The sequence below is a fragment of the Pseudomonas sp. 3HC3 genome (assembly GCF_044904505.1).
GTDB classification, from domain to species: Bacteria; Pseudomonadota; Gammaproteobacteria; order Pseudomonadales; family Pseudomonadaceae; genus Aquipseudomonas; species Aquipseudomonas putida_Y.
In genome coordinates this window covers 44148-66959 of the sequence record NZ_JADDRH010000012.1, presented here as the reverse complement: position 1 = coordinate 66959, position 22812 = coordinate 44148, and the positions used below count along the sequence as shown (strand labels likewise).

The window sequence follows — 22812 nt, the reverse complement described above, 5'->3', positions numbered from 1 at the left end:
GCGACCCTGTCGGCCTTTTCATGGCCCGGAGCCTTTTCATGTTGCACGCCGAAAACCAGGACCGCCTCTACCTCGTTGCCCAGAGCGATGAACAACAGGCGTTGATCGATGGTTTTGCCATCAATGTGCAGGACCGCCAGTGGCTGGTCTACTGTGCGCTTGGCGGGCACGCGCATGAGGATTTGCCCGAAGTGCATGCAGGCACAGGGTTCAGCTTGCTGGATTTCCACATAGAAGCTGCGTGAGCCTGCGCCGACCGGACAATAAAAAACCCGCGGCCTGTCACTCAGGCAGCGGGTTTTCTTGTACAACCTGAAGCTTACTGACCGAGCACCTGCCCGATGCTCGGGTCCTTGAACAGGCGGGTCAGGGCATCGCTCAGCACATCACCCACCAGCTGGTTATTGGTGTCCTGATTCGGCGCCATGCCGAAACGCTGGTCCAGCGAAGCGCCATAACGGCCGCTGTAACGGCGGCCGCCATTGGTCACATCAGCACGGAAGGTGGCGCCGATGGTGGCCTCGGTCACGTAAAGGTTGTCTTTCGGCGACTGGTACTTCAGCTCGGCCAGGGTCACGGTCAGCTGCGGTGCATTGCCGGCGTTCGGGGTCGGGGTGAAGCCGAGCAGGCGCACAGCCGCTTCAGCCTGAGCCTGCAGCTTGGGCACCACGTCATTACCGCTGACACTGATGGTGCTGGTCTCGGGGTACATGCCACCGCGGGTACCCAGGGACTGCGAAGGCCGGCCATCGACTACCCGTACCACCACCGGCTGGCCATGGCCGACCGGGGCCAGCTGGGCCTTGAGCGTGGGTTGCGGGTTGAGTTGTTGCGGGCTGTGGGCACAACCGACAAGGCTAAGGCTGGCCACGGCGATCAAACCGAACAACAGACGTTGCAACATGCGCGTTTCTCCAGAAAATGCGGCAAAGGCCCACAGTATACCTAGCCAGGCACAGACCAGTCATCGGCCCGACCCGGTTGTCACAATCGTTTCATGGCCACTCCCTTATCCTTGCGCCAAGCCCTAACGCAAAGGACTCGCCGCCATGGCCTCGCTCTGGACTCTGCTCTTCCAACGGCCGCGCCACAACGCTTATGCCCGCCTTGACGCTGATGGCAAATGCCTGGCCTTCAAGCAATGCAGTCAGGCACCAAGCGGTATCGACTGGGTGCAGATCAGCGAAATTCAGCTGGCCTGGCTGGGGCGCGAGCTGCCCATCGAAGCCCGGGTTTGCGCCCGCGCAAACCGCCGTTGGCACCAGCGCCTCCTCGCTGTCTGACAAACGCTGCAATAAAAACCACGAATGGCGACATTTCTGCCCGCGACATCGCTATAATCTCCCCCCGATTATAAGGACGTCTCCTGATCGGGCCCCGCATCCGCCGATTGACCCCGGCAACTTCACCGCTTCGCCCACAGAGAGCCTTCCACTCAGGTCTTGCATCGGCTGTCGTGCCTGTTTTTCCGGCCCTTCACACTGCATGAACCTGCGGGTTGCCATCGCGCAGTCCCCTTTTGAGGTTCACGTCTCCAAAAGAGCGTGAAAAAACGGTTTTCACAACTTCACAAGAGTGTGGCGAGCAAATGAACAGTCTGGCATGTGCAAAAGCGGCAGATGTGTCCCGAACAGCCCTGAACAGGCGGCAGATGCGCTCATCCCGTATGAGTGTCTGAACCGTTCCATAACGCACGCACGACACCTTGACCATAAGTCGAATTGCCGCACCTGTGGCAAACGGCGTTCAATACACGAACCCGAAGACTGATTGGCGGTGTCCGCGGAAGTTGCAAGAACTGCGAAAAGTCGGACATGGCGACCCTGGCAACCCCAGGTCCTATGCTGTCAATTAGGTAGCTGTAGATTGTGGAGACGCGTTAAATGGCGCAGAACGAATCGGTTGATGTGGTACTGGTAGGCGCGGGCATCATGAGTGCCACCCTGGCCGTACTGCTCAAGGAGCTTGACCCGACCCTGAAGCTTGAGGTCGTCGAGGCTATGGACTCCGGGGCCGCGGAAAGCTCCAACCCCTGGAACAATGCAGGCACCGGCCACGCCGGCCTGTGCGAGCTGAACTACACGCCGCAGGCCGCCGATGGCAGCATCGACATCAAGAAGGCCGTGCACATCAACACCCAGTTCGAGGTTTCGCGCCAGTTCTGGGCCTACCTGAGCAAGAAGGCCAACTTCGGCTCGGCGCGTGCCTTCATCAACCCTGTCCCGCACCTGAGCTATGTCGAGGGTGACAAGGGTGTTTCCTTCCTCAAGAAGCGCTTCGAGCTGCTCAAGCAGCACCACGCCTTCGCCGAGATGGAATACACCGAAGACAAGGCCGTGATGAACGACTGGATGCCGCTGATGATGCCTGGCCGCCCGGCCGACCAGCACATCGCCGCTACCCGCGTGGCCAAAGGCACCGACGTGAACTTCGGCGCACTGACCAACAAGCTGCTCAAGCTGCTGGGCGACTCACCGGACGCGCAGGTCAAGTACAGCAAGAAGGTTGTCGGCCTGCGCCGTAACGGCAGCGGCTGGACCGTGAGCATCAAGGACGTCAACAGCGGCGGCAGCCGTGAAGTCGACGCCCGCTTCGTCTTCCTCGGCGCTGGTGGCGCGGCCCTGCCGCTGCTGCAGTTGTCCGGCATCCCGGAAAGCAAAGGCTTCGGCGGCTTCCCGGTCAGCGGCCAGTGGCTGCGCTGCGACAACCCGGAAATCGTCAAGCAGCACCAGGCCAAAGTGTATAGCCAGGCCGCTGTAGGGGCCCCGCCGATGTCGGTACCGCACCTGGACACTCGCGTCGTGGACGGCAAGACCTCGCTGCTGTTCGGCCCCTATGCCGGCTTCACCACCAAGTTCCTCAAGCACGGCTCGCTGATGGACCTGCCGCTGTCGGTGCGCATGGGCAACATCGGCCCGATGCTGGCCGTGGCCCGCGACAACATGGACCTGACCAAGTACCTGGTCAGCGAAGTGATGCAGTCGATGGAGCAGCGCCTGGAAGCCCTGCGTCGTTTCTATCCGCAGGCCAAGGCCGAAGACTGGCGCCTGGAAGTGGCGGGGCAGCGCGTGCAGATCATCAAGAAAGACCCGAAAAAAGGCGGCGTGCTGCAGTTCGGTACCGAGCTGGTCTCGGCCCAGGACGGCAGCCTGGCAGCACTGCTCGGCGCATCGCCGGGTGCCTCGGTAACCGTATCGATCATGCTGGAACTGATTGAGCGCTGCTTCCCCGAGCAGGCCAAGGGTGCCTGGGCTGCCAAGCTCAAGGAAATCTTCCCGGCTCGCGAGAAGACCCTGGCAACCGATGCTGCGCTATACCACAAGATCAGTGCCGATAACGACGCGGCCCTGGACCTGGCAGAAAGCAGCCCGGCGGCCAAGCATTACGCCTGAACCGCCTGCTAACGAAAAAACGCCCCTCGGGGCGTTTTTTTGTGCCTGGGTGTTTGTCAGCCTGTGCCGGCCCTTTCGCGGTAAACCCGCTCCTACATGGACCGCATATCCTTTGTAGAAGCGGGTTTACCCGCGAAAGGGCCGGGACAGGTTACCAATCAACCACGGGCTTTATTGATGATCTCGATGTAATCAGGGGCATTGCGCTGGTCGGCAATCTGCTCGACGAAGGTTTTGCCGTGCTCGTCCTTGCCATCCAGGTCCAGGCCAGCTTCGACGAAGAAACCTACAAAGCGCTCGAAGTCGTCGACACGCAGGCCGCGGTAGGCCTTGACCAGCTTGTGCAGTGACGGCGAAGTCACACCATCGGCCGGCTCGAACTGAAGGAACGACTTGATGTAGTCGTCGCTGATTTCGTCACCGATTACCTGTTTCTTGTCTTTACGCATTGCCGACTCCAACTGGACCATCACGGAATTTCGAAGGCCGGCAGTTTACCCCCCGCAGGCTGCGCGCCTCAACGCGTACGTACCGTCCCGGTGTGCAAGTCGGCCCAGATGTGGCCGTTGCCGTAGGTCAGAAACTGCACGTACAGGGTTTCGTTACGCAGCAAGTCCATGACCACCCGGTAGTTGCTCACCGGATAGTTCAGGCTCAACGTGCGGGTTTTAGCGTCATACACAGGCTTTTTCAGGCTTTTGGCCGCTTCACCATCGAACGTCAGCAGCACCTGGGCAATGGTCGCGCCCTTGCTCAGCGGCTTGCCCTTCAGGCGCACCTGCAACGACGATGTGATCGGGATCGGCTGCTGATCGGACGGGCGCTGGGCCCCTACGACCACCGAATAGTCAGTCACTTGCAGCAATTGCTGGCTAGTCGGCGCTTCCTGGCGCAAGGACAGGTCATCAGGTGGCAGGAACTGACTGTGCAGCGGTGCGGCAACGAGCGGCATGCTGACCGCCAGCAGGAGGGGAAGAATCGCACGCATGTGAGGCTCCTTGTCTGAAGGAGCACTCTAGCACGCCGGGTACAGCCGATATCAATCGAACTGCGCGCGCATCCAGGCCTGGTAATTGGCCACACCGGCTTCACCCTCGCGCGGCGCCCAGTGTGCGTGCTCGCCCTCGCCCACCGGTCGGTATGGCCCAGCCTTGCACTCGAACAGCATACTGTCCGGCTCCAGCACCACCAAACCATGGTAGGTACCAGGCGTCAGATCCACACCCAAGCAGTCACCACCGGCCTGCAGCACCCGCGTGTCAGTTACCGCGCCCTGTTCATCGAAGATCAGCAGGCCAAGGCGCCCCTTGAGCACTATCAAGGTTTCAGCCTTGTCGGCGCTCAAATGGCGATGCGGCGGAATGTAGGTGCTCGGTTGCAGCCCGACGACCATGCGGTGGCAGGGCTCTTCCATATCGTGAAAGTTATGGTGCTGCCGCCCACGCGGGTTGGCAGTAGCCTTTTCGGCCAGCCCGGCGAACAGCGATTGGTCGATGAACGCAGGCCGGCGCAAGGTTACAGCCCCTTTACGGCGAAGATGCCGTTAGCGTTGCGCCAGTAACCTTTGTAGTCCATGCCGTAACCGAAGATATAGCGATCAACGCAAGGCAGGCCCACATAGTTGGCCTTGAGGTCAGGGCTTGCCTTGCGGTCGTGGTCCTTGTCGATCAGCACAGCGGTGTACACCGATCGGGCGCCGGCATGCTTGCAAAACTCGATGATGGCGCTGAGGGTGTGCCCTTCGTCGAGGATATCGTCGACGATCAACACATCACGGTCGATGAACGACACTTCTGGCTTGGCCTTCCAGAAAAGCTCGCCGCCGCTGGTCTGGTTGCGGTAGCGAGTAGCGTGCAGGTACGAGGCTTCCAGCGGGAACTGCAGGTGGGTCAGCAGTTTGCCGGAGAAGATCAGGCCGCCGTTCATCACGCAGAACACAACCGGGTTCTTGTCGTGCAGGTCCTTGCAGATCTGCTCGCCGACTTTGGCGATGGCCGCTTCGACTTCGGCTTCGGTGTACAGGCAGTCAGCTTCACGCATGACTTGACGGATATGCTCGAGATCGGCGGACATGGCGCTCTCCGGGGGGGCATTTTGGAAAAGCGGGCAAAGGTACGCATCCGCTCGTCACAGATCAAGCATTTATGGACTAACGTCCAGAATGACCAGACGACAGCACAGGCTGAATAGATTAATCTAGCGCGGTTTTTTTGCCCGCCTTTCGGAGCCCCCCTATGCCCACTCGTGAGATCCGCCATCCGCTGATCCGCCACAAGCTCGGCCTGATGCGCCGTGCCGATATCAGCACCAAAAACTTTCGCGAACTCGCCCAGGAAGTCGGCGCGCTCCTGACGTATGAAGCCACCCAGGACCTGCCCCTCGAAACCTACGAAATCGACGGCTGGTGTGGCAAGGTCTCGGTTGAAAAAATCGCCGGCAAGAAGATCACTGTAGTACCGATCCTGCGCGCCGGCATCGGCATGCTTGACGGCGTGCTCAGCCTGATTCCGGGTGCCAAGGTCAGCGCCGTCGGCGTTGCCCGTAACGAAGAAACCCTCGAAGCCCACACCTACCTGGAAAAGCTCGCGCCGGACATCAACCAGCGCCTGGCCCTGATCATCGACCCGATGCTGGCTACCGGCGGCTCGATGGTTGCCACCATCGACCTGTTGAAAAAGGCCGGCTGTAAAGAGATTCGCGCCATGGTCCTGGTCGCCGCGCCAGAAGGCATCGAGGTGGTGGAAAAAGCCCACCCGGACGTGAAGATCTACACCGCCTCGATCGACCAGCGCCTGAACGAACACGGCTACATCGTGCCTGGCCTGGGCGATGCCGGTGACAAGATCTTCGGCACCAAGCAAAAGGACGCCTGACCATGCAGGACGGCTTCAACGACCCGCTCTGGCGCCAGGTCGTTTCGGGCGCGCAGATGCTCTTCGTGGCATTCGGCGCGCTGGTGCTGATGCCCCTGATCACCGGCCTCGACCCGAACGTCGCGCTGTTCACCGCCGGCATCGGCACGCTGCTATTCCAGCTGGTCACCGGTCGTCAGGTACCGGTGTTCCTGGCCTCGAGCTTTGCCTTCATTACTCCGATCATCCTCGCCAAAGGCCAGTTCGGCCTTGCCGAGACCATGGGTGGTGTAATGGCTGCTGGCTTCGTGTACACCTTCATGGGGCTGATGGTCAAAGTCAAAGGCACCGGTTTCATCGACCGCATGCTGCCGCCGGTAGTGATCGGTCCGGTGATCATCTCCATCGGCCTGGCCATGGCACCGATCGCCGCCAACATGGCGATGGGCAAAGGTGGGGACGGTACAGCACTGATGCCGTACAAGACGGCCATGTTGATCTCGATGCCAGCGCTGCTGACAACTTTGATCGTCGCCGTATTCGGCAAAGGTATTTTCCGCCTGGTTCCGATCATCTCTGGCGTGCTGGTGGGCTTTGCCCTGTCGTTCGCCTTTGGCGTGGTCGATACCGCCAGGATCGCTGCCGCACCGTGGCTGGAAATCCCCAATTTCACCGCCCCTGCGTTCAACTGGCAGGCCATTCTGTTCATCGTCCCGGTTGCGCTGGCGCCAGCGATCGAGCATATCGGCGGGGTGATCGCAGTGGGCAGCGTGACTGGCCGTGACTACCTGAAAAAGCCCGGCCTGCACCGGACTTTGCTGGGCGACGGCCTGGCCACCACTGCAGCCGGCCTGTTCGGCGGCCCGCCCAACACCACCTACGCCGAAGTGACCGGCGCGGTGATGCTGACCAAGAACTACAACCCGAAGATCATGACCTGGGCGGCGGTCTTCGCCATTACCCTGGCGTTTATCGGCAAATTCGGCGCGCTGCTGCAGAGCATCCCGGTGCCGGTTATGGGCGGGATTTTGTGCCTGCTGTTCGGCTCGATTGCAGCGGTGGGCATGAACACCATGATCCGCCACCAGATCGACCTGGCCGAAGCACGCAACCTGGTGATCGTCTCGGTGACACTGGTGTTCGGTATCGGCGGCGTGCTGATCGGCAGCGGTGACGGCCCGGATGACTGGGGCCTGAAGGGCATCGCCCTGTGCGCCATTGTGGCTATTGCCCTGAACCTGATTCTGCCGGGCAATGATGGCTGGAAGCACAAGAAGCTGGATGTATAACCGGTCGGAAGGGGCCGCAACACGGCCCCTTCGATTCAGGCCTTTTCACACATATCAGCCAACACCCTGACCCACTCCGGGTGATCATTCAGGCACGGCACCAGCACCAGCTCCTGGCCGCCAGCCTCGACAAACTGCTCGCTGCCACGCATGCCAATCTCTTCCAGTGTCTCGATGCAATCCGCCACAAACGCCGGGCACATCACCAGCAGCTTCCTCACTCCGGCCTTGGCCAGCTCATCCAACCGCGTCTCGGTATAGGGTTCGATCCACTTGTCCCGCCCCAGCCGTGACTGGAACGATACCGACCATTTGCCATCAGGTATGCCCATGCTCTGCGCAAAGGCCTTGGCCGTAGCCAGGCATTGCCCGCGATAGCAAACCGAACGTACTTCGGCAGGAGCACCGTGGCAGCAATCGGCAGCACGCAGGTCGTGCTTGACCCCCTTCGGAAACAGCTTCTTCAGGTGCCGTTCCGGCAAGCCATGGAAGCTCAGCAGCAGGTGGTCGTAACCCTGCTCCAGGTACGGCCGGGCGCTGGCTGCCAGCGCCTCAATGTACGCCGGGTGCTCGTAGAACGGCTGCAGCACGCGCATCTGCAACAGCAACTGCCGCTCGCTGACCGTCTGTTTTGCCTGCTCGACCACAGTGGTCACCGTACTGTCGGCGAACTGTGGATAAAGCGGTGCCAAAGTCACCTTGCGCACACCTTGGGCGGCCAACCGCGCCAACACATCAGGCAAGGCCGGCTGGCCGTAGCGCATGGCAATTTCCACCGGGCCATGGGGCCAGTGCTCGACCATCGCGGCCTGCAGGCGACGGGTCAGCACAACCAAAGGCGAGCCCTCCTCCCACCAGATCGAAGCGTAGGCATGTGCCGACTGCTCCGGGCGCTTGACCAGGATCAGTGACACCAGCAAGCGCCGCACCGGCCACGGCAGGTCGACCACGTACGGGTCCATGAGGAACTGGTTGAGGTAGCGGCGCACATCGGCCACCGAGGTGGAGGCCGGGGAACCCAGGTTGACCAGCAGCAGGGCGTGATCGGTCATGCAGCGTCCTATGTCAGAGGCGACTGGACAGGTTGTCCAGCGCCGATTGCAGATCGTTGAAGCGGAAGGTGAAGCCGGCTTCCAGCAAGCGTACCGGGCGTGCCCGCTGGCCTCCCAGCAGCAAGGTCGACATCTCGCCAAGGCCCGCCTTGAGCAGCAATGCCGGCACTGGCAGCAGCGCCGGACGATGCAGGGCGCGGCCCAGCCGCCTGGCAAACTCACGGTTGCGCACAGGCTCCGGGGCACAGGCATTATAAGGACCGCTGGCATCCTTGTGCTGCAAGAGAAAATCAATCAGGGCGACCTGGTCATCTATATGAACCCAGGGCATCCACTGCCGCCCGTTGCCCAAAGGCCCGCCCAGCCCGAGCTTGAAGGGCATGCGCAGCCGCGACAAAAAGCCGCCGTCGCTGGCCAGCACCAGGCCGGTACGTACCAGTACCACGCGGATCCCCTGTGCTTGCGAACGCTGGGCGGTCTCTTCCCAGGCAATACACAACTGGCTGGCGAAATCTGCGCGCACCGGGGGTGAAGCCTCGGTCAGTTCGCGTTCGCCACCGTCTCCATACCAACCTACCGCAGAGCCGGAGATCAACACCTCCGGGCGCTGCTCACGGGTGCCCAGCCAAGCCAGCAATTGCTCGGTAAGGGTGACACGGCTGGCCCACAACAAGTTGCGCCGGGCGGCCGTCCAGGGCCTGTCGGCAATCGGCGCACCGGCAAGGTTGACCACCGCATCAAGATGATCATCGGCCTCCAGCTGCTCCAGGCGGGCGATGCCACGTACCCCGCTACCACAAATCTTCGCCACCTGTTCAGGACGCCGGCTCCAAACCGTAAGCCGATGCCCTTGGCCAAGCCAGTACTGGCATAGATGCTTGCCAATCAAACCGGTGCCACCTGTCAGCAATATATGCATGGCTGTGTCCTCGCAGAGTGCGGCGGTGGTCTATTTTTAACATCAAGGCACTTTTTTGACCCGACGCTCTCGGATAAACATAGGCCAACCTGTTCGCCACACGGAATAACCTTATACATAATTTGTGCATTGTACAGGTTTGCCTGACAGCGTAGTCTGCTCACAGCAAGGTTTGAAGAGGCCATCATGACAGTACCTATCGCCATCATCGGGGCCGGCATCGCCGGCTTGTCAGCCGCCCAGGCCTTGCAGAAGGCCGGGCAATCCGTGCACTTGTTCGACAAAGGCCACGGCAGTGGCGGGCGCATGGCCAGCAAGCGCAGCGAGGCCGGCGCGCTCGACCTCGGAGCCCAATACTTCACGGCCCGTGACCGCCGCTTTGTCGATCAGGTGCAGCAATGGGTGGCCGCTGGCTGGGCCGAGCAGTGGAAGCCTCAGCTGTACAACTACCTTGATGGCGAACTCACCCCCTCCCCCGACGAGCAGACGCGCTGGGTGGGCGTGCCACGCATGAGCGCCATCACCCGAGGCTTGCTCAAGGACGTCACCGTCAACTTCGGCTGCCGCATCGCGGAAGTGTTTCGCGGCAAGCAGTACTGGCACCTGCAGGACACCGAAGGTTGCAGCCACGGCCCCTACAGCCGTGTAGTGATCGCCGTCCCGGCACCGCAGGCCACGCCACTTCTGGCCGCCACACCGAAGCTGGCTGCCGTGGCCGCTGGCGTGCAAATGGAACCTACCTGGGCCGTAGCCCTCGCCTTCGAGGCACCGCTGGATACGCCAATGCAAGGCTGCTTCGTGCAGGACAGCCCGCTGGGCTGGCTGGCCCGCAATCGCAGCAAGCCCGGCCGCGATGAGCACCTGGACACCTGGGTACTACACGCCACGTCAGACTGGAGCCGGCAGCACATCGACCTGCCCAAGGAAGAAGTCATCGAACAGCTGTGGGGCGAATTCGCCGAGCTGGTCGGCTGCGTGGTACCGCCGCCCACCTTCGCCCTCGCCCACCGCTGGCTCTATGCCCGCCCCAGCAGCAACCATGAGTGGGGGGCACTGGCGGATGCTGACCAAGGCTTGTACGCCTGCGGGGACTGGTGCCTGTCCGGCCGCGTCGAGGGCGCCTGGCTCAGTGGCCAGGAAGCAGCGCGGCGCTTGCTCGAACACCTTGAGTGATGCAGAACTATACAAAAATACTAGTTTGCATAACTTCATCGCTGTGCTGAAATAAACCTGTACAAGATTTGCGTCACGTACAGGTTTATTTTCGGAGGCAGCCATGCACGACCCTTCCGTACACAGCAAGCCACGCATCGCCATCAGCGCCTGCCTGACCGGGCACAGCGTGCGCTACAACGGCGGCCACAAGGCTTCCGACCTGTGCCGTAAACAGCTGGAACATCACTTCGACTGGCTACCCGTGTGTCCGGAAGTGGCAATCGGCCTGGGTATTCCCCGTGACCCGATTCGCCTGGTCGGCAACCCCGAACAGCCCGAAGTGGTCGGCACCCGGGACCCCGGCAAGGACCTGACCGACCCGCTGCGCACCTATGGTGAGCAGATGGCCAACGAACTTGACGACATCTGCGGCTACATCTTCATGCAGAAGTCTCCTTCTTGCGGCCTGGAACGGGTAAAGGTCTATCAGGACAATGGCCACCCGGCCGTGCATGGCGGCCGTGGTGTCTATGCCCAGGCTTTCTGCGCGCTGCGCCCGGACCTGCCAGTAGAGGAAGAAGGCCGCCTGCATGACCCCGTGCTGCGCGAAAACTTCATAAGCCGCGTTTACGCCTACGCCGACTGGCAGCGCCTGCTGGCCGAAGGCCTGAACCGTGGTGCTCTGGTGCGCTTTCATTCGCGCTACAAGTATTTGCTGATGGCCAACAACCCCCAGGCCTATCGCACCCTCGGCCGCCTGCTTGGCAGCATGAGCAAAGATGATGAACCACAGAGCATCGGCCCGCGCTATTTCAGCCAGCTGATGCAGGCTCTGCGCCGCTGCGCCAGCCGCGGCACCCACAGCAACGTGCTGCAGCACCTGAGCGGTTACTTCAAGGATGCCCTGACACAGCAGGACAAGGCTGAGTTGCAGGCAGTCATCGGCCAATACCAACAAGGCGTGGTACCACTGGTAGTGCCACTGACCCTGCTCAAACACCATTTGCGCAAGCACCCAGACCCCTACCTGCAGCAGCAAGCCTACCTGCAACCGCACCCCGAGAGCCTGGGCTTGCGCAATGCGGTCTGAGGACTTGCTGCCCATCGGCGAACTGGCCCGTCGCACCGGCGTCAACCCCGTCACCCTGCGCGCCTGGGAGCGCCGTTATGGGTTGCTCAAGCCACAGCGCACCGCCAAGGGGCATCGCCTGTATCCACTTGAGCAGGTCGAACGCGTCGAGGCCGTCCTGGCCTGGCTGCAGCGTGGCGCGTCGGTCGGCCAAGTCCGCGAGTTGCTCGACAAACCTACCAGCACTCCACCAAAGGGTGACTGGCAAGCCAGGCAATTCCAGCTGATCGAGGCCATCGCCAGCCTGTCACAGCGCGCCCTCGACCAGCAACTTAACCAGGCCATGGCGCTGTACCCGGCGGTCACCCTGTGCGAGCAATTGCTGCTGCCGCTACTCGACATGCTCGACCTGCGCTGGCGCAATTACTTCAACGCTCGGCTGGAGCAGGTGTTTTTCCACAGCTGGCTACGCAGCAAGCTCGGTGCCCGCGTGTACCACGACAACCAGCTGCTGCAAGGCCCTGCCGTATTGCTGGCCGAAGACAGCGAACGCACCTTCAGTCCAGGCTTATGGTTGTGCGCCTGGCTGCTCACCAGCAACGGCTTCCCGGTCGAGGTGCTCGAGCAGCCCGTCGCAGGCCCGCAATTGCTAAGCGCCGTCAACGTGCTGAAACCACGCGCCTTACTCCTGCACCTGGGGCCACGCATCGACGACAAGGCGTTGCTGCGCACCCTGCAAGGCTTGCCAGTCCCCAAGCTGCTGGGCGGTACCACGCTAGCGCTGCATGAAGCCCGCTTGAAGGCTTTTGAGCTTCCCGACCTTTTCCTGTTCGATACCCCGCAGGCGGCATTGCGCGTGCTTCAAGCCCATGATCGACAGCCTGTAGAGATAAATCCCCCATGCACCTGACCTGGCTGCGCAGCGACCTGCGTATCGATGACAACACTGCACTCAGCGCCTCCACCGAGCGCGGCCCGACCATCGCCCTGTGGCTGGTCAGCCCCGGGCAATGGCAAGCCCATGACGATGCCGACTGCAAAGTCGACTTCTGGCTGCGTAATCTGAATGACCTGCGCCAATCACTGGAAAAGCTGAACATACCCCTGCTGATCCGCACAATCGAAACCTGGGACCAGGCGCCACAGGCGGTGCTCGATGTCTGCCGTCAGCATCAGGTGCAAAGCGTGCACTGGAACGAGGAGTACGGCATCAATGAGCAGCGCCGGGATGATGCCACCCGGGCACTGCTGGAAAAGTCGGCCATCCAGGCACACAGCTACCTCGACCAGCTGTTCTTTCGTCCGGGCACCGTGCTTACCCGCAGTGGCGATTACTTCCAGGTCTTCAGCCAGTTCAAGAAAACCTGCCTGGAACACTTGCACCGCAGCCTGCCGGCCTTGGCCCGGCGAGTGAAGCGCCAGGCACCGTTGAACATCGGCAGCGATCCGGTCCCGCTACACGTAGAGGGATTCGGAACAACCACGCACACAGTGCGCGACCACTGGCCAGCCGGTGAGGCTGAGGCACAGTCCCGCCTGTCACGCTTCCTCGACGAAGCCATCGACGATTACCAGCACTTGCGTGATTTGCCTGCCAAGCCCGGTACCAGCCAGCTTTCCCCCTACCTGGCCGCCGGCGTGATTTCGCCCCGCCAATGCTTGCACGGTGCACTGGCCTGCAACCGGGGCGAGTTCGACAGTGGCAGCACGGGCGTGCAGACCTGGGTCAACGAGCTTCTCTGGCGCGAGTTCTACAAGCACATCCTGAGCGGTTATCCACAGGTCTCCCGCCACCGCGCCTTTCGCGTCCAGACCGAAGCCCTGCCGTGGCGTGACGCCCCGGCAGACCTGGAGGCCTGGGAGCAGGGCCGCACCGGCTTCCCGATCATCGATGCCGCCATGCGCCAGCTGCTGCACACCGGGTGGATGCACAACCGCTTGCGCATGGTCGTGGCCATGTTCCTCAGCAAGAACCTGCTGATTGACTGGCGCAAAGGCGAGCGGCACTTCATGCGCCACCTGATAGACGGCGACCTGGCCGCCAACAACGGGGGGTGGCAGTGGAGTGCGTCCACCGGCACCGACGCGGTGCCCTATTTCCGTATCTTCAATCCGGTTTCACAGTCGCAGCGCTTCGATCCACAGGGGCAGTTCATTCGCCACTGGGTACCGGAACTACAAGCGCTCGATGAAAAAGCCATCCATCAACCCATTAAATCGACGGACCTTTTCGGTAATACTTCGTACCTAAGTCCAATCGTAGATCTCAGCAGCAGTCGCCAGCGGGCCCTGGAAGCGTTCAAAGGGCTGCCACGCCGGCAGAATCAGGGGATAACGTCTTGAATAACTCGCGTAGTTTCTGGGTTACGGGCGCAAGCAACGGACTTGGCTTGGCTTTGGTGAAGAGGATGCTCGAGGAAGGGCATCGCGTTGCCGCCAGCGGCAAGGATGGCGCTGCACTGGATGCTTTGGGGGCACGCTACGGCCGCCAATTGTTGCGTTTGCCGTGGCAGTTGCATGAAGAACAGCAAATCACCCATGCGTGCCAACAGATTTGCCATGCCTGGTGTTCGCTGGACGGTCTGATCATCAACACCGGCACCAGCGATTACCTGTCAGCCGATGTCAATGACACTGAGCTGATCGAAACAATCGTCACTACCAACCAGCTTGCCGCAGAGCATTGCCTGGGCAAAGCGCTGCCGTTGCTGGCAAAGGGGCAGTCACCGCAGGTGATGGCGCTTTTCAACCGCTATTCGGCGTTGCAGCTGTTTGCACCGACACAGGTGACTGCGGGCTGGAACAACTTGCCGCAGTGGATGCGTGAGCAGCGCAAGGCCCTTGAGGAGCAAGGGGTAGCACTGACCATTGTAGGACCACAATCGCTGAAGGTAACGGTAACGTCGGCACAGGCGATACCGGAGGCGTGGACGCCCGACAGTGCCGCAGAGGAGTTATTGCGGCGCTGGCCTCAGCGAGAACCGGAACTGGTCCTGGAGACGCTGAACGTCAGTAGCCTGTGGCCACTGACGCGCTAACACCTGAATTCAGTACTACCCCCTTCGCGGGCATTGCCCGCGAAGGGGGGAATGCAGGTGAGCTCAGAGCGCCATTCGGTAATGCAAGCTATAGCTTTCTACACCATCATTGGGCTCTTTGATGCCGGCGTTCGAGTAGTGAATCGCCCGCACCCCAATCTCATGCCCGCCGGCAAAGCGCAAACCAAAGCCGATGCGATCCTCGAACTGGAAAGCCGAACCCAGCTCGTTGCTTTCCAGCTCAGTGCTGGAGAACGCCGCCACCCCGATCCCCGCTTCGATGTAAGGCTTCACCGACTCCCCGGCAAATTCATAGACGAACACTGGCGCGAAGGACAGGCTGTGATTGCTCGCGGTCTCGTCGCCATCCCAGTAGGTGTAGGCGCCATCCCAATAGCCGGTCAGCCGACCAACGCTGGTCTGCCACCAGCTCGCATCCCAGTTCGATTGCAGCCCTAGCCGGTAGACCATGGTCGAATCGCCGGTCTGCCCCACCGAAAACGAAACATCGGCAGCTTGTGCCAACATCGGTTGCCCCATAACAAAGGCAGCAGCCGCTGCCAAACCGAGCAGTTTCCTCATAAGAAACATCCTTCTTCCTGATGCTGTTGTTAGTGTCCGCCTCATCTCAGGCAAAGCGGTAGAAAGCAGAAGTGGAACGATAGTTCAGCTGTTTTTCACGTTTTTTTCACAACGCAAAGCTTTGCACATCGCCGGACTTATGCCACAGCACAGGTAGGATTTTTCTTAAAATTTCTGGATCAGCGCTTGTCCAGAAGCGTGCAGCGCCAGCTGGGCCTTCGGCCAGCAGATCATTGTCACCCAACAGCCGTCGCAACTGACGCGCCACGGCTGCGCCGGTGTCGATGATGGCCACGTCCTCCGGCACGATGCCGGCCAGCAATGGGCGAAGGAAAGGGTAATGGGTGCAGCCGAGGATCAGCGTATCGCAACCTGCTGCCAGCAGCGGCTGCACGTAACCTTGCAGCATCTGGCGCAACGCCGGGCTTGCAAGGTCACCGGTTTCAATCAGCTCGACCAGCCCTGGGCAAGGTTGGGTAATAACCTGAACGTCGTTGGCGAAGCGGTCGAGCAAGGCTGCGAACTTGGCACTCTGCAGGGTACCGGTAGTGGCCAGCACACCGACCACGCCTGAGCGGGTGGCGGCTGCTGCAGGCTTCACGGCCGGCTCCATACCCACCAACGGCCAGGTCGGATACAACTCTCGCAGGTCGGCTACTGCCGCCACCGTGGCGGTGTTGCAAGCCAGCACCATGGCCTTTGCGCCTTGCTCATGGAAGAACCCGGCAATGTGCCGGCAGCGCTCGCGGATATAGTCCGGCGACTTCTCACCGTAGGGTATATGCCCGCAATCGGCCACATACAGTAACGTCTCATTTGGCAGCAGGCGCTGGATCTCGGCGAGCACCGACAAACCGCCAACCCCCGAGTCCATGACGCCGACCGGCGCCGAGCGCTCAGCCATCGCGCTTGCCACAAACTGTGCAAGCCGGGTCGCGCTTGACACGAAGCTCGCGGATACGGGTACCTAGGGCATCAATCAACAGCAAGCGGCCGACCAACGGTTCACCGAAGCCCGCCAGCAGCTTCATCGCCTCCAGCGCCTGCAGGCTACCCACCAGTCCAACCAGCGGGCCAATGACGCCTGCTTCGCTGCAAGTCAGTTCAGCTTCGCTACCATGCCCGTAAAGGCAGTGATAGCACGGGCTGTAGTCGCGCCGCGGGTCGAACACCGACAGTTGACCTTCCAGACGGATTGCCGCACCGCTGACCAGTGGCTTGCTGGCGGCGACACAGGCAGCGTTGACCGCTTCGCGGGTAGAGAAATTGTCGGAGCAGTCCAGCACCAGGTCGACCGCCGCCACCGCAGCCGCCAGCGAGTCCTCGTCCAATGCCTGGCGGTGAGCAACCAGGCTGACTTCCGGGTTGATTGCCTGCAAGCGCTGCAAGGCCGAGTCGACCTTGCTCATGCCGACGCTGGCACTGTCGTGGATTACCTGGCGTTGCAGGTTGGTCAGGTCGACGGTGTCGAAGTCGGCCAGGTGCAGCTCACCCACTCCGGCCGCGGCCAGATAAAGGGCAACTGGCGAGCCCAGGCCACCCAGCCCGACAATCAGCGCTTTGCTCTGCTTGAGCCGCAGCTGGCCATCAATGTCGATCTGAGCCAGCAGCACCTGGCGGCTGTAACGTAGCAGTTCCTGATCACTCAGCATGGCAGTCGCCCCAGGGTAATGCGTTCATGGCCGCCCAGGTCCGTGCGGCTGGCCACCTCGATAAAGCCATGTTCAGCCAGCAGAGCGCGTACCGCTGCCGCCTGATCGTAGCCATGTTCCAGCAGTAGCCAGCCACCAGGCAACAGGTGCGCTGGGGCCTGGGTGGCGATCACACGAAGGTCGTCCAGGCCATCGGCACCGGCCACCAGTGCACTGCTGGGTTCGAAGCGCACGTCTCCGGTCGCCAGGTGCGGGTCTTCTGCAGCGATGTAGGGCGGGTTGCTGACGATGAGGTCGAAACGCTCGCCGGCCAGGCTGTCGAACCAGTGGCTTAGCCGTACCCGAGCGTTGTCCAGGCCCAACCGCTGGCGGTTGCGCTCGGCGAGGGCAGCAGCCTCCTCCACACGGTCAACCGCTGTCACCTGCCAAGCCGGGCGCTCGCTGGCCAGCGCCAGAGCGATGGCACCCGTTCCCGTACCCAGGTCGAGAACCTTGGCTGGCGAAGCGGGTTGCAGCTCAAGAGCCGTCTCGACCAGTAGCTCGGTATCCGGCCGCGGGATCAGGGTATGCGGCGCAACCTCCAGGTCGATCTTCCAGAAGCCCTGCAGCCCAAGGATATAGGCCACTGGCTCGCCGCCACGGCGGCGCTGCAGGTAGCTGGCATAGGTCTCGGCATCTTCGCTGCTGACGATACGCTCAGGCCAGGTGTGCAGGTAGCTGCGCGACTTACCGATGGCCGCAGCCAGCAGCAACTCGGCATCCAGGCGCTCAGTGGGCGATTCGGGCAACTGCGCGTTGCGCAACAGGCTGGCGATGACAGTCATCAGTCCCCCAAGGCGGCCAGTTGATCGGCCTGGTATTCGGCCAGCAGCGGTTCGATCACCGCGTCTACGCCACCGCTGAGGATGTCGTCCAGCGAATACAAGGTCAGGTTGATGCGGTGATCGGTCACCCGGCCCTGTGGATAATTGTAGGTGCGGATGCGCTCGGAGCGGTCACCGGACCCCACCAGCAACTTGCGCTCACTGGCAATGGCGTTCTGCGCGGCGCTGGTCTGCATGTCGTTCAGCTTGGCCGACAGCCAGGACATGGCACGGGCGCGGTTCTTGTGCTGCGAGCGCTCCTCCTGGCATTCGACCACGATACCGGTGGGCAAGTGGGTGATGCGGATTGCCGAGTCGGTCTTGTTGACGTGCTGGCCGCCAGCACCGGAGGCACGGTAGGTATCCACGCGCAGGTCGGCCGGGTTGATTTCGATGGCAGCCTGCTCGTCCGGCTCGGGTAGCACCGCCACCGTGCACGCGGAAGTGTGGACACGGCCTTGGGACTCGGTCTCGGGCACACGCTGAACCCGGTGTGCACCGGACTCGAACTTGAGCTTGCCGTAGACGTTCTCGCCCTCGACGCGGGCAATGATCTCCTTGTAGCCGCCGTGCTCGCCTTCGTTCTCGGACAAGATCTCCAGGCGCCAGCCGCGCTTTTCGGCGTAGCGCGAGTACATGCGGAACAGGTCACCAGAGAAGATGGCTGCCTCGTCGCCACCCGTACCGGCGCGGATTTCGAGAAACACGTTGCGGCCGTCGTTGGGGTCTTTGGGCAGCAGCATGCGCTGCAGTTGCGCCTCCAGCGTCAGCAGTTGCTCCTTGGCTTCACGCACCTCTTCCACGGCCATTTCACGCAGGTCCGGGTCACTGTCCTTGAGCAGCGCCTGGGCGCCTTCGAGGTCGTCCTGGACTTTGCGCCACTCTTTATAGGCAGCGTAGACCGGCTCGACCTCGGCATACTCACGGGAGTAGGCGCGAAAACGCGTCTGGTCGGAAATAACCTCGGCGTCACCGAGCAGGGCGGTGAGTTCTTCAAAACGGTCCTGGAGGATTTCCAGTTTGTTCAGCAGCGACGCTTTCATTGCGGGGATTTGTCCGTGGAGCCCTCGTTGAGGGCAAAGAGTTCCTGGGCCATGGCCAGCGCATCGAGGCGGCCCTCGGCCGAGAGCTTTTTCAACTGCACGCTGGGCGCATGCAGGAGTTTGTTGGTCAGGCCCCGGGCCAGTTGGGCCAGCACGTCTTCGGGGTTGCCGCCATTGGCCAGCAGGCGCAGGGCCTTTTGCAGTTCTTCGTCGCGAAGGCGCTCACTTTGCTGGCGATAGGCCCTGAGCACGTCCACCGCAGCCAGTTCGCGCAGGCGCAGCATGAAGTCTTCGGCGCCCACGGATACCAGCTCTTCGGCCGCCTGGGCTGCGCCCTGGCGGCTCTTGAGGTTTTCCGCCACCACATCGTGCAGGTCGTCGACGGTGTACAGGTAGACATCGTCCAGCTCGCCAACTTCGGTTTCGATATCGCGAGGTACAGCGATGTCGACCATGAAGATCGGCTTGTGTCGGCGCTGTTTCAGTGCGCTCTCGACCGCGCCCTTGCCCAGGATTGGCAACTGACTGGCGGTGGAGCTGATCACGATGTCGCTGTTGGCCAGTTCCTGGGGGATGTCTGCCAGCAGCACGGCATGCGCACCGAACTGCTCGGCCAGGATGCTGGCGCGTTCCAGAGTACGGTTGGCCACCACGATACGGCGTACGCCCTGCTCGTGCAGGTGGCGGGCGACCAGGGTGATGGTTTCGCCGGCACCGATCAGCAGGGCCTGGCTACGGCCCAGGTCGGCAAAAATCTGCTTGGCTAGGCTGACCGCGGCGAACGCAACCGAAACCGGGTTTTCACCGATGGCCGTATCGGTACGCACCTGCTTGGCGGCGCTGAAGGTGGCCTGGAACAGGCGCCCGAGCAACGGCCCGACGGTACCGGCTTCGCGGGCCACGGCGTAGGCGGACTTCATCTGGCCCAGGATCTGAGGCTCGCCGAGAACCAGCGAGTCCAGGCCCGAGGCCACGCGCATCATATGCTTCACGGCCTCGTGCTCTTCATGCACGTAGGCGCTGGCGCGCAGCTCGTCGAGGCTGAGGCGGTGATAGTCGGCCAGCCACTGCAGCACGGCGTCGGCGGACAGGTGGTCCTGCTCTATATAGAGCTCACTGCGGTTGCAGGTCGACAGGATCGCCGCCTCGCGGCTGGACGTCAGTCGGCAGAGCTGCTGCAGGGCGTCTACCAGCTGCTCTGGGGTAAACGCCACGCGCTCGCGTACGTCTACCGAGGCAGTCTTATGGTTGATACCAAGTGCAAGAAAGGCCATGCAAGGTCGCTGGTTGTGACGGGAAGCCGATAATTGTCCTCTTTCGCAGGTTTTAGAACAACCACCGTTCGCTATTGTGCTGATAGTCCTGCGGCTATCGCCTTTTCGTAGCCTGCCCTAGCGGTGTTTTCAGGTCTTGCCGGCTTTTGATCCTGATCTTGATCTTCGCGACTTCAGGAGGCCGAACGCAGGGAGGTGACGAGCATGGATGCCCGTCAAGCGCTGTGCCCCAGGATGGGGCCTGCAGCGCGGTCCTCCCGGGAGCAAGCCCTACGCTCGGCCTCCTGAAGTCGCAATCTGCAGCGCCTGATCAACCGCGCGCTTAGAAGCGACAGCAGCAGCAAAAGCCAGAGCCATCGGCTCGACATCGCCCTAGCCAACTACGCCGACCGGCGTCGAGAAGACTTTTGACATATTTCCAAAAGATTTATCCACAGTCTTGTAGTCCATTTCCCAAATACATGCCCAACTGTTGCCCTACCCTCCTTCGGGACCTAGTCTTGACGCCGCTACATCGATATTCCTCACTGAGACAGCGATACGAGTTGGATAGCATCGAGCTATCAGTCAGTCGGTTTATTTCCAGCTATTAATTTTGCCGATGATTAGAAGTTTTATTGATGAGGATTAGTAGCGGTAATGATGAACTGGAATGATGCACATTACTTGGTGACACACCAACAACTAGCATTTTTATATTTCAGTTTTGTTAGACTCATCTTAAAAACGATTTCCAATGTAGGGTATGCTTCGTGCATGGCGGGAAGCTATATAATAGGCGCGAGCAATGGAAGAATTTGCAGCATCTCGTAGACACTCAGTGCTTCTTTGGGGCGTTAACTTGTGTGCTATTTCGGCCTCTACGCTGAGCTATATTTATTTTTCCTACTATATTTATGCTCATACTGCTAGCCTAATACTTTCCCAAGTGGTGCTGTTTGCACCAATGGTTCTGCCGGTAATTCTTGTCGCTCCAATCTACCGACTGGCTGACTATCTAGCGCCACGCACCTTGCTGTGGAGTGCCAACTTGCTGTCGCTGGGCTGCGCGGCGGTCACCTACAAGATCCTGCCACATCATGTGGAAGTCGCCGTGTTAGGCGCGGTAGTCATTGGCACCCTGGATGCGCTGCAACGGGTAGGGCGTATTGTTGCCATCAAGTGTTATTTCCCGGGTGCGCAAATCGCCAGCTCAGTGCCTCTGACACTCACCGCACAATTCATTGCCGGCGGCTTGGCAGGCATCAGCCTGCTACTGTTCAAAGCCAACATGACGCCTGGGTTAGCCCTGCTCATTACTGTCAGTCTTTTTTCCATCGCGGCTTTGGCGGCCTATCTACTACCTGCGCCAACAAAGCCTCCGATCACCGTGCAGGTCGCACCAAGACTATTGACTGCCCTTGGTTCGCTTTTGCAGGAGTATCCCGCGCTACGCCTCAGCCTCTATCAGTTCATCGTCTTCGTCAGTCTTTTTCAGGGCTTCTTCAATGTGTCCAGGGTGCTGTTACCGGCCCATGTGCTGGGCTTGGGAGAGGTGTATGTCGGTTTGTTGCAGGCCGTCAATAGTGGGGCAGCTTTGGTTGGCGCAGTACTGTTCTATCGTTTGGGCAAGTGTAATGTGCAACCGCTACCTATGCCGATGGCTGTAGTCAGCGGCCTGTTCATGATGCTCGCAGCGTTCGGCCATGACATTCAGTCAAGTTACATCGCGTATTTTCTCTACATATTCTTTTTCGAACTGGCATTTTTCAAGTTGCAAGCCGATCTTGTCAGGAGCACACCTACCAGCGCCATGCCGTTGATGGCATCTGTCCAGTATGCGGGGGTCTACTTAGGCATGATAATCACCATCTTCGCCGGTTCAATACTGGTTAAGTATGTTGGCCTGTTCAGCACGAGCATTATTTTCGTTGCTTTTTATTTCGTAGCATCCAACGCCCTGCGAACGACAGTTGCGATCAAGGAAAAACAACCTGTCTAAATAATTTCTTCAAGGTGAACAGCATGCCCACATTGGCGCGTGTATTTCCGTTCGTCCGTCTTTTGGATTTGGCGAACATATTAACAATGTTCAATATCGGCCTGGCCTTCGGTACTGTTTATTTTGCGTTGCAAAGACGGTTTGTTCTGGCGGCGACGGTGATTTGCCTGGCCGCGATGCTCGATTTCCTTGACGGCCACATAGCCCGGCGCTACCTGGCTGCGAACAGCGCGCAACGGGCCTTCGGCAAGCATCTAGACAGTTTTGCCGACTTGCTCAATTTCAGCATCACGCCAGCCCTTGTCATCCTAATCCTCGACCAGTCTCTTTCGGCCACGCTGGCCGCAGTAACTCTGGTTTTCACGGCCATTTTGCGGCTATCGCTGTTTGGCATGCCCGGCACATCGGCTGGCGGGGGATATCAGGGGCTACCCACCACATATTCAGGATTTGTCTTTGCGCTGGCGCTGATGGGGTTATCGGCCGGGCATTACGGTGCCGGAGTGATCATCGGCCTAATGGCCCTGGTCGGCATCCTCCAGGTCACCAGCTTGAGAATTCCCAAGTATGGCGCACCTTCGACGGTCGCTTGCTTCGCAATGCTGTTCGGGCTCAGCACTATTTACTTTCATCCCTGGTAATCCGAGGCTC

General features: G+C 60.7%; 25 protein-coding genes. 12 read left to right on the top strand and 13 right to left on the bottom strand.

Annotation, left to right across the window (positions count from 1 at the left end):
• Window positions 1-38: 38 nt before the first annotated feature.
• Complete coding sequence (locus INQ47_RS16990) at window positions 39-245, top strand: hypothetical protein (RefSeq protein ID WP_031322363.1); 207 nt, start codon at window positions 39-41, stop codon at window positions 243-245.
• A gap of 74 nt (window positions 246-319) precedes the next feature.
• Here INQ47_RS16990 and INQ47_RS16985 read toward each other — a convergent pair whose 3' ends face one another.
• The gene (locus INQ47_RS16985) at window positions 320-904 is read right to left on the bottom strand and encodes a YajG family lipoprotein (protein WP_021783486.1); all 585 of its coding nucleotides are present in this window, start codon (window positions 902-904) and stop codon (window positions 320-322) included.
• 145 nt (window positions 905-1049) lie between these two features.
• Here INQ47_RS16985 and INQ47_RS16980 point away from each other — a divergent pair, with 145 nt between their 5' ends.
• Window positions 1050-1283 carry a hypothetical protein gene (locus INQ47_RS16980; RefSeq protein ID WP_252460292.1) on the top strand — a complete coding sequence of 78 codons (234 nt, stop codon included), beginning with the start codon at window positions 1050-1052 and terminating at the stop codon, window positions 1281-1283.
• Between the two features lie 600 nt (window positions 1284-1883).
• The gene (gene mqo / locus INQ47_RS16975) at window positions 1884-3392 is read left to right on the top strand and encodes a malate dehydrogenase (quinone) (RefSeq protein ID WP_252460293.1); all 1509 of its coding nucleotides are present in this window, start codon (window positions 1884-1886) and stop codon (window positions 3390-3392) included.
• 158 nt (window positions 3393-3550) lie between these two features.
• On the opposite strand, the gene INQ47_RS16970 is transcribed toward mqo, so the two are convergent.
• From INQ47_RS16970 to INQ47_RS16955, 4 genes are all read right to left on the bottom strand, one after another.
• A complete protein-coding gene (locus INQ47_RS16970) occupies window positions 3551-3841 on the bottom strand; it encodes a PA4642 family protein (protein WP_404702153.1) in 291 nt (96 codons plus the stop codon).
• A gap of 68 nt (window positions 3842-3909) precedes the next feature.
• On the bottom strand, window positions 3910-4380 hold the full coding sequence (locus INQ47_RS16965; protein ID WP_404702152.1) for a hypothetical protein: 471 nt from the start codon (window positions 4378-4380) through the stop codon (window positions 3910-3912).
• Window positions 4381-4431: 51 nt separating this feature from the next.
• Window positions 4432-4905, bottom strand: a complete 474-nt coding sequence (locus tag INQ47_RS16960; protein ID WP_404702151.1) for a WbuC family cupin fold metalloprotein — start codon at window positions 4903-4905, stop codon at window positions 4432-4434.
• Between the two features lie 2 nt (window positions 4906-4907).
• Complete coding sequence (locus INQ47_RS16955) at window positions 4908-5465, bottom strand: hypoxanthine-guanine phosphoribosyltransferase (RefSeq protein WP_003247364.1); 558 nt, start codon at window positions 5463-5465, stop codon at window positions 4908-4910.
• 161 nt (window positions 5466-5626) lie between these two features.
• Between INQ47_RS16955 and upp the strand changes: the two genes are divergently transcribed.
• Window positions 5627-6265, top strand: coding sequence for a uracil phosphoribosyltransferase (gene upp / locus INQ47_RS16950; RefSeq protein ID WP_003247366.1), 639 nt, complete (start codon window positions 5627-5629; stop codon window positions 6263-6265).
• 2 nt (window positions 6266-6267) lie between these two features.
• Window positions 6268-7533: a uracil-xanthine permease family protein gene (locus INQ47_RS16945; protein WP_103443485.1), complete on the top strand. Its 1266-nt coding sequence runs from the start codon at window positions 6268-6270 to the stop codon at window positions 7531-7533.
• Between the two features lie 35 nt (window positions 7534-7568).
• Here the strand turns inward: INQ47_RS16945 and hemH are convergent, their stop codons facing one another.
• Window positions 7569-8585, bottom strand: a complete 1017-nt coding sequence (gene hemH / locus INQ47_RS16940; RefSeq protein ID WP_404702150.1) for a ferrochelatase — start codon at window positions 8583-8585, stop codon at window positions 7569-7571.
• Between the two features lie 13 nt (window positions 8586-8598).
• Window positions 8599-9504, bottom strand: coding sequence for a TIGR01777 family oxidoreductase (locus INQ47_RS16935; protein WP_404702149.1), 906 nt, complete (start codon window positions 9502-9504; stop codon window positions 8599-8601).
• A gap of 186 nt (window positions 9505-9690) precedes the next feature.
• On the opposite strand from INQ47_RS16935, the gene INQ47_RS16930 reads away from it, so the two are divergent.
• From INQ47_RS16930 to INQ47_RS16910, 5 genes are all read left to right on the top strand, one after another.
• A complete protein-coding gene (locus INQ47_RS16930; protein WP_021783495.1) occupies window positions 9691-10677 on the top strand; it encodes an NAD(P)/FAD-dependent oxidoreductase in 987 nt (328 codons plus the stop codon).
• Window positions 10678-10780: 103 nt separating this feature from the next.
• A complete protein-coding gene (locus tag INQ47_RS16925) occupies window positions 10781-11749 on the top strand; it encodes a YbgA family protein (RefSeq protein ID WP_404702148.1) in 969 nt (322 codons plus the stop codon).
• Complete coding sequence (locus tag INQ47_RS16920) at window positions 11739-12638, top strand: MerR family transcriptional regulator (protein WP_404702147.1); 900 nt, start codon at window positions 11739-11741, stop codon at window positions 12636-12638. Before INQ47_RS16925 ends, INQ47_RS16920 begins: the two co-directional genes overlap by 11 nt.
• On the top strand, window positions 12629-14071 hold the full coding sequence (gene phrB / locus INQ47_RS16915; RefSeq protein WP_404702146.1) for a deoxyribodipyrimidine photo-lyase: 1443 nt from the start codon (window positions 12629-12631) through the stop codon (window positions 14069-14071). Before INQ47_RS16920 ends, phrB begins: the two co-directional genes overlap by 10 nt.
• On the top strand, window positions 14068-14766 hold the full coding sequence (locus INQ47_RS16910; protein ID WP_252460303.1) for an SDR family oxidoreductase: 699 nt from the start codon (window positions 14068-14070) through the stop codon (window positions 14764-14766). The genes phrB and INQ47_RS16910 overlap by 4 nt, the downstream gene beginning before the upstream one ends.
• A 63-nt stretch (window positions 14767-14829) precedes the next feature.
• On the opposite strand, the gene INQ47_RS16905 is transcribed toward INQ47_RS16910, so the two are convergent.
• From INQ47_RS16905 to hemA, 6 genes are all read right to left on the bottom strand, one after another.
• On the bottom strand, window positions 14830-15348 hold the full coding sequence (locus INQ47_RS16905) for an acyloxyacyl hydrolase (RefSeq protein ID WP_252460304.1): 519 nt from the start codon (window positions 15346-15348) through the stop codon (window positions 14830-14832).
• Between the two features lie 106 nt (window positions 15349-15454).
• On the bottom strand, window positions 15455-16252 hold the full coding sequence (gene murI / locus INQ47_RS16900; RefSeq protein ID WP_252460305.1) for a glutamate racemase: 798 nt from the start codon (window positions 16250-16252) through the stop codon (window positions 15455-15457).
• Window positions 16245-17000, bottom strand: coding sequence for a molybdopterin-synthase adenylyltransferase MoeB (locus INQ47_RS16895; protein ID WP_028698055.1), 756 nt, complete (start codon window positions 16998-17000; stop codon window positions 16245-16247). The genes murI and INQ47_RS16895 overlap by 8 nt, the downstream gene beginning before the upstream one ends.
• Window positions 16994-17824, bottom strand: a complete 831-nt coding sequence (gene prmC / locus INQ47_RS16890) for a peptide chain release factor N(5)-glutamine methyltransferase (protein WP_404702145.1) — start codon at window positions 17822-17824, stop codon at window positions 16994-16996. The genes INQ47_RS16895 and prmC overlap by 7 nt, the downstream gene beginning before the upstream one ends.
• Complete coding sequence (prfA, locus tag INQ47_RS16885) at window positions 17824-18906, bottom strand: peptide chain release factor 1 (RefSeq protein ID WP_003247392.1); 1083 nt, start codon at window positions 18904-18906, stop codon at window positions 17824-17826. Before prfA ends, prmC begins: the two co-directional genes overlap by 1 nt.
• Window positions 18903-20180 carry a glutamyl-tRNA reductase gene (gene hemA / locus INQ47_RS16880; protein WP_003247394.1) on the bottom strand — a complete coding sequence of 426 codons (1278 nt, stop codon included), beginning with the start codon at window positions 20178-20180 and terminating at the stop codon, window positions 18903-18905. The genes prfA and hemA overlap by 4 nt, the downstream gene beginning before the upstream one ends.
• 787 nt (window positions 20181-20967) lie before the next feature.
• On the opposite strand from hemA, the gene INQ47_RS16875 reads away from it, so the two are divergent.
• Entirely contained in the window at window positions 20968-22161 is a 1194-nt protein-coding gene (locus tag INQ47_RS16875; RefSeq protein ID WP_404702144.1) for a hypothetical protein, read from the top strand.
• 23 nt (window positions 22162-22184) lie between these two features.
• The gene (locus INQ47_RS16870) at window positions 22185-22802 is read left to right on the top strand and encodes a phosphatidylcholine/phosphatidylserine synthase (protein WP_209968033.1); all 618 of its coding nucleotides are present in this window, start codon (window positions 22185-22187) and stop codon (window positions 22800-22802) included.
• Window positions 22803-22812: the final 10 nt, after the last annotated feature.

Bases quoted from the DNA above. Each gene is read 5' to 3' on its own strand.
- INQ47_RS16990 (WP_031322363.1), top strand. From the start codon at position 39: ATGTTGCACGCCGAAAACCAGGACCGCCTCTACCTCGTTGCCCAGAGC.
- INQ47_RS16985 (WP_021783486.1), bottom strand. From the start codon at position 904: ATGTTGCAACGTCTGTTGTTCGGTTTGATCGCCGTGGCCAGCCTTAGC.
- INQ47_RS16980 (WP_252460292.1), top strand. From the start codon at position 1,050: ATGGCCTCGCTCTGGACTCTGCTCTTCCAACGGCCGCGCCACAACGCT.
- mqo (WP_252460293.1), top strand. From the start codon at position 1,884: ATGGCGCAGAACGAATCGGTTGATGTGGTACTGGTAGGCGCGGGCATC.
- INQ47_RS16970 (WP_404702153.1), bottom strand. From the start codon at position 3,841: ATGCGTAAAGACAAGAAACAGGTAATCGGTGACGAAATCAGCGACGAC.
- INQ47_RS16965 (WP_404702152.1), bottom strand. From the start codon at position 4,380: ATGCGTGCGATTCTTCCCCTCCTGCTGGCGGTCAGCATGCCGCTCGTT.
- INQ47_RS16955 (WP_003247364.1), bottom strand. From the start codon at position 5,465: ATGTCCGCCGATCTCGAGCATATCCGTCAAGTCATGCGTGAAGCTGAC.
- upp (WP_003247366.1), top strand. From the start codon at position 5,627: ATGCCCACTCGTGAGATCCGCCATCCGCTGATCCGCCACAAGCTCGGC.
- INQ47_RS16945 (WP_103443485.1), top strand. From the start codon at position 6,268: ATGCAGGACGGCTTCAACGACCCGCTCTGGCGCCAGGTCGTTTCGGGC.
- hemH (WP_404702150.1), bottom strand. From the start codon at position 8,585: ATGACCGATCACGCCCTGCTGCTGGTCAACCTGGGTTCCCCGGCCTCC.
- INQ47_RS16935 (WP_404702149.1), bottom strand. From the start codon at position 9,504: ATGCATATATTGCTGACAGGTGGCACCGGTTTGATTGGCAAGCATCTA.
- INQ47_RS16930 (WP_021783495.1), top strand. From the start codon at position 9,691: ATGACAGTACCTATCGCCATCATCGGGGCCGGCATCGCCGGCTTGTCA.
- INQ47_RS16925 (WP_404702148.1), top strand. From the start codon at position 10,781: ATGCACGACCCTTCCGTACACAGCAAGCCACGCATCGCCATCAGCGCC.
- INQ47_RS16920 (WP_404702147.1), top strand. From the start codon at position 11,739: ATGCGGTCTGAGGACTTGCTGCCCATCGGCGAACTGGCCCGTCGCACC.
- phrB (WP_404702146.1), top strand. From the start codon at position 12,629: ATGCACCTGACCTGGCTGCGCAGCGACCTGCGTATCGATGACAACACT.
- INQ47_RS16905 (WP_252460304.1), bottom strand. From the start codon at position 15,348: ATGAGGAAACTGCTCGGTTTGGCAGCGGCTGCTGCCTTTGTTATGGGG.
- murI (WP_252460305.1), bottom strand. From the start codon at position 16,252: ATGGCTGAGCGCTCGGCGCCGGTCGGCGTCATGGACTCGGGGGTTGGC.
- INQ47_RS16895 (WP_028698055.1), bottom strand. From the start codon at position 17,000: ATGCTGAGTGATCAGGAACTGCTACGTTACAGCCGCCAGGTGCTGCTG.
- prmC (WP_404702145.1), bottom strand. From the start codon at position 17,824: ATGACTGTCATCGCCAGCCTGTTGCGCAACGCGCAGTTGCCCGAATCG.
- prfA (WP_003247392.1), bottom strand. From the start codon at position 18,906: ATGAAAGCGTCGCTGCTGAACAAACTGGAAATCCTCCAGGACCGTTTT.
- hemA (WP_003247394.1), bottom strand. From the start codon at position 20,180: ATGGCCTTTCTTGCACTTGGTATCAACCATAAGACTGCCTCGGTAGAC.
- INQ47_RS16875 (WP_404702144.1), top strand. From the start codon at position 20,968: ATGGAAGAATTTGCAGCATCTCGTAGACACTCAGTGCTTCTTTGGGGC.
- INQ47_RS16870 (WP_209968033.1), top strand. From the start codon at position 22,185: ATGCCCACATTGGCGCGTGTATTTCCGTTCGTCCGTCTTTTGGATTTG.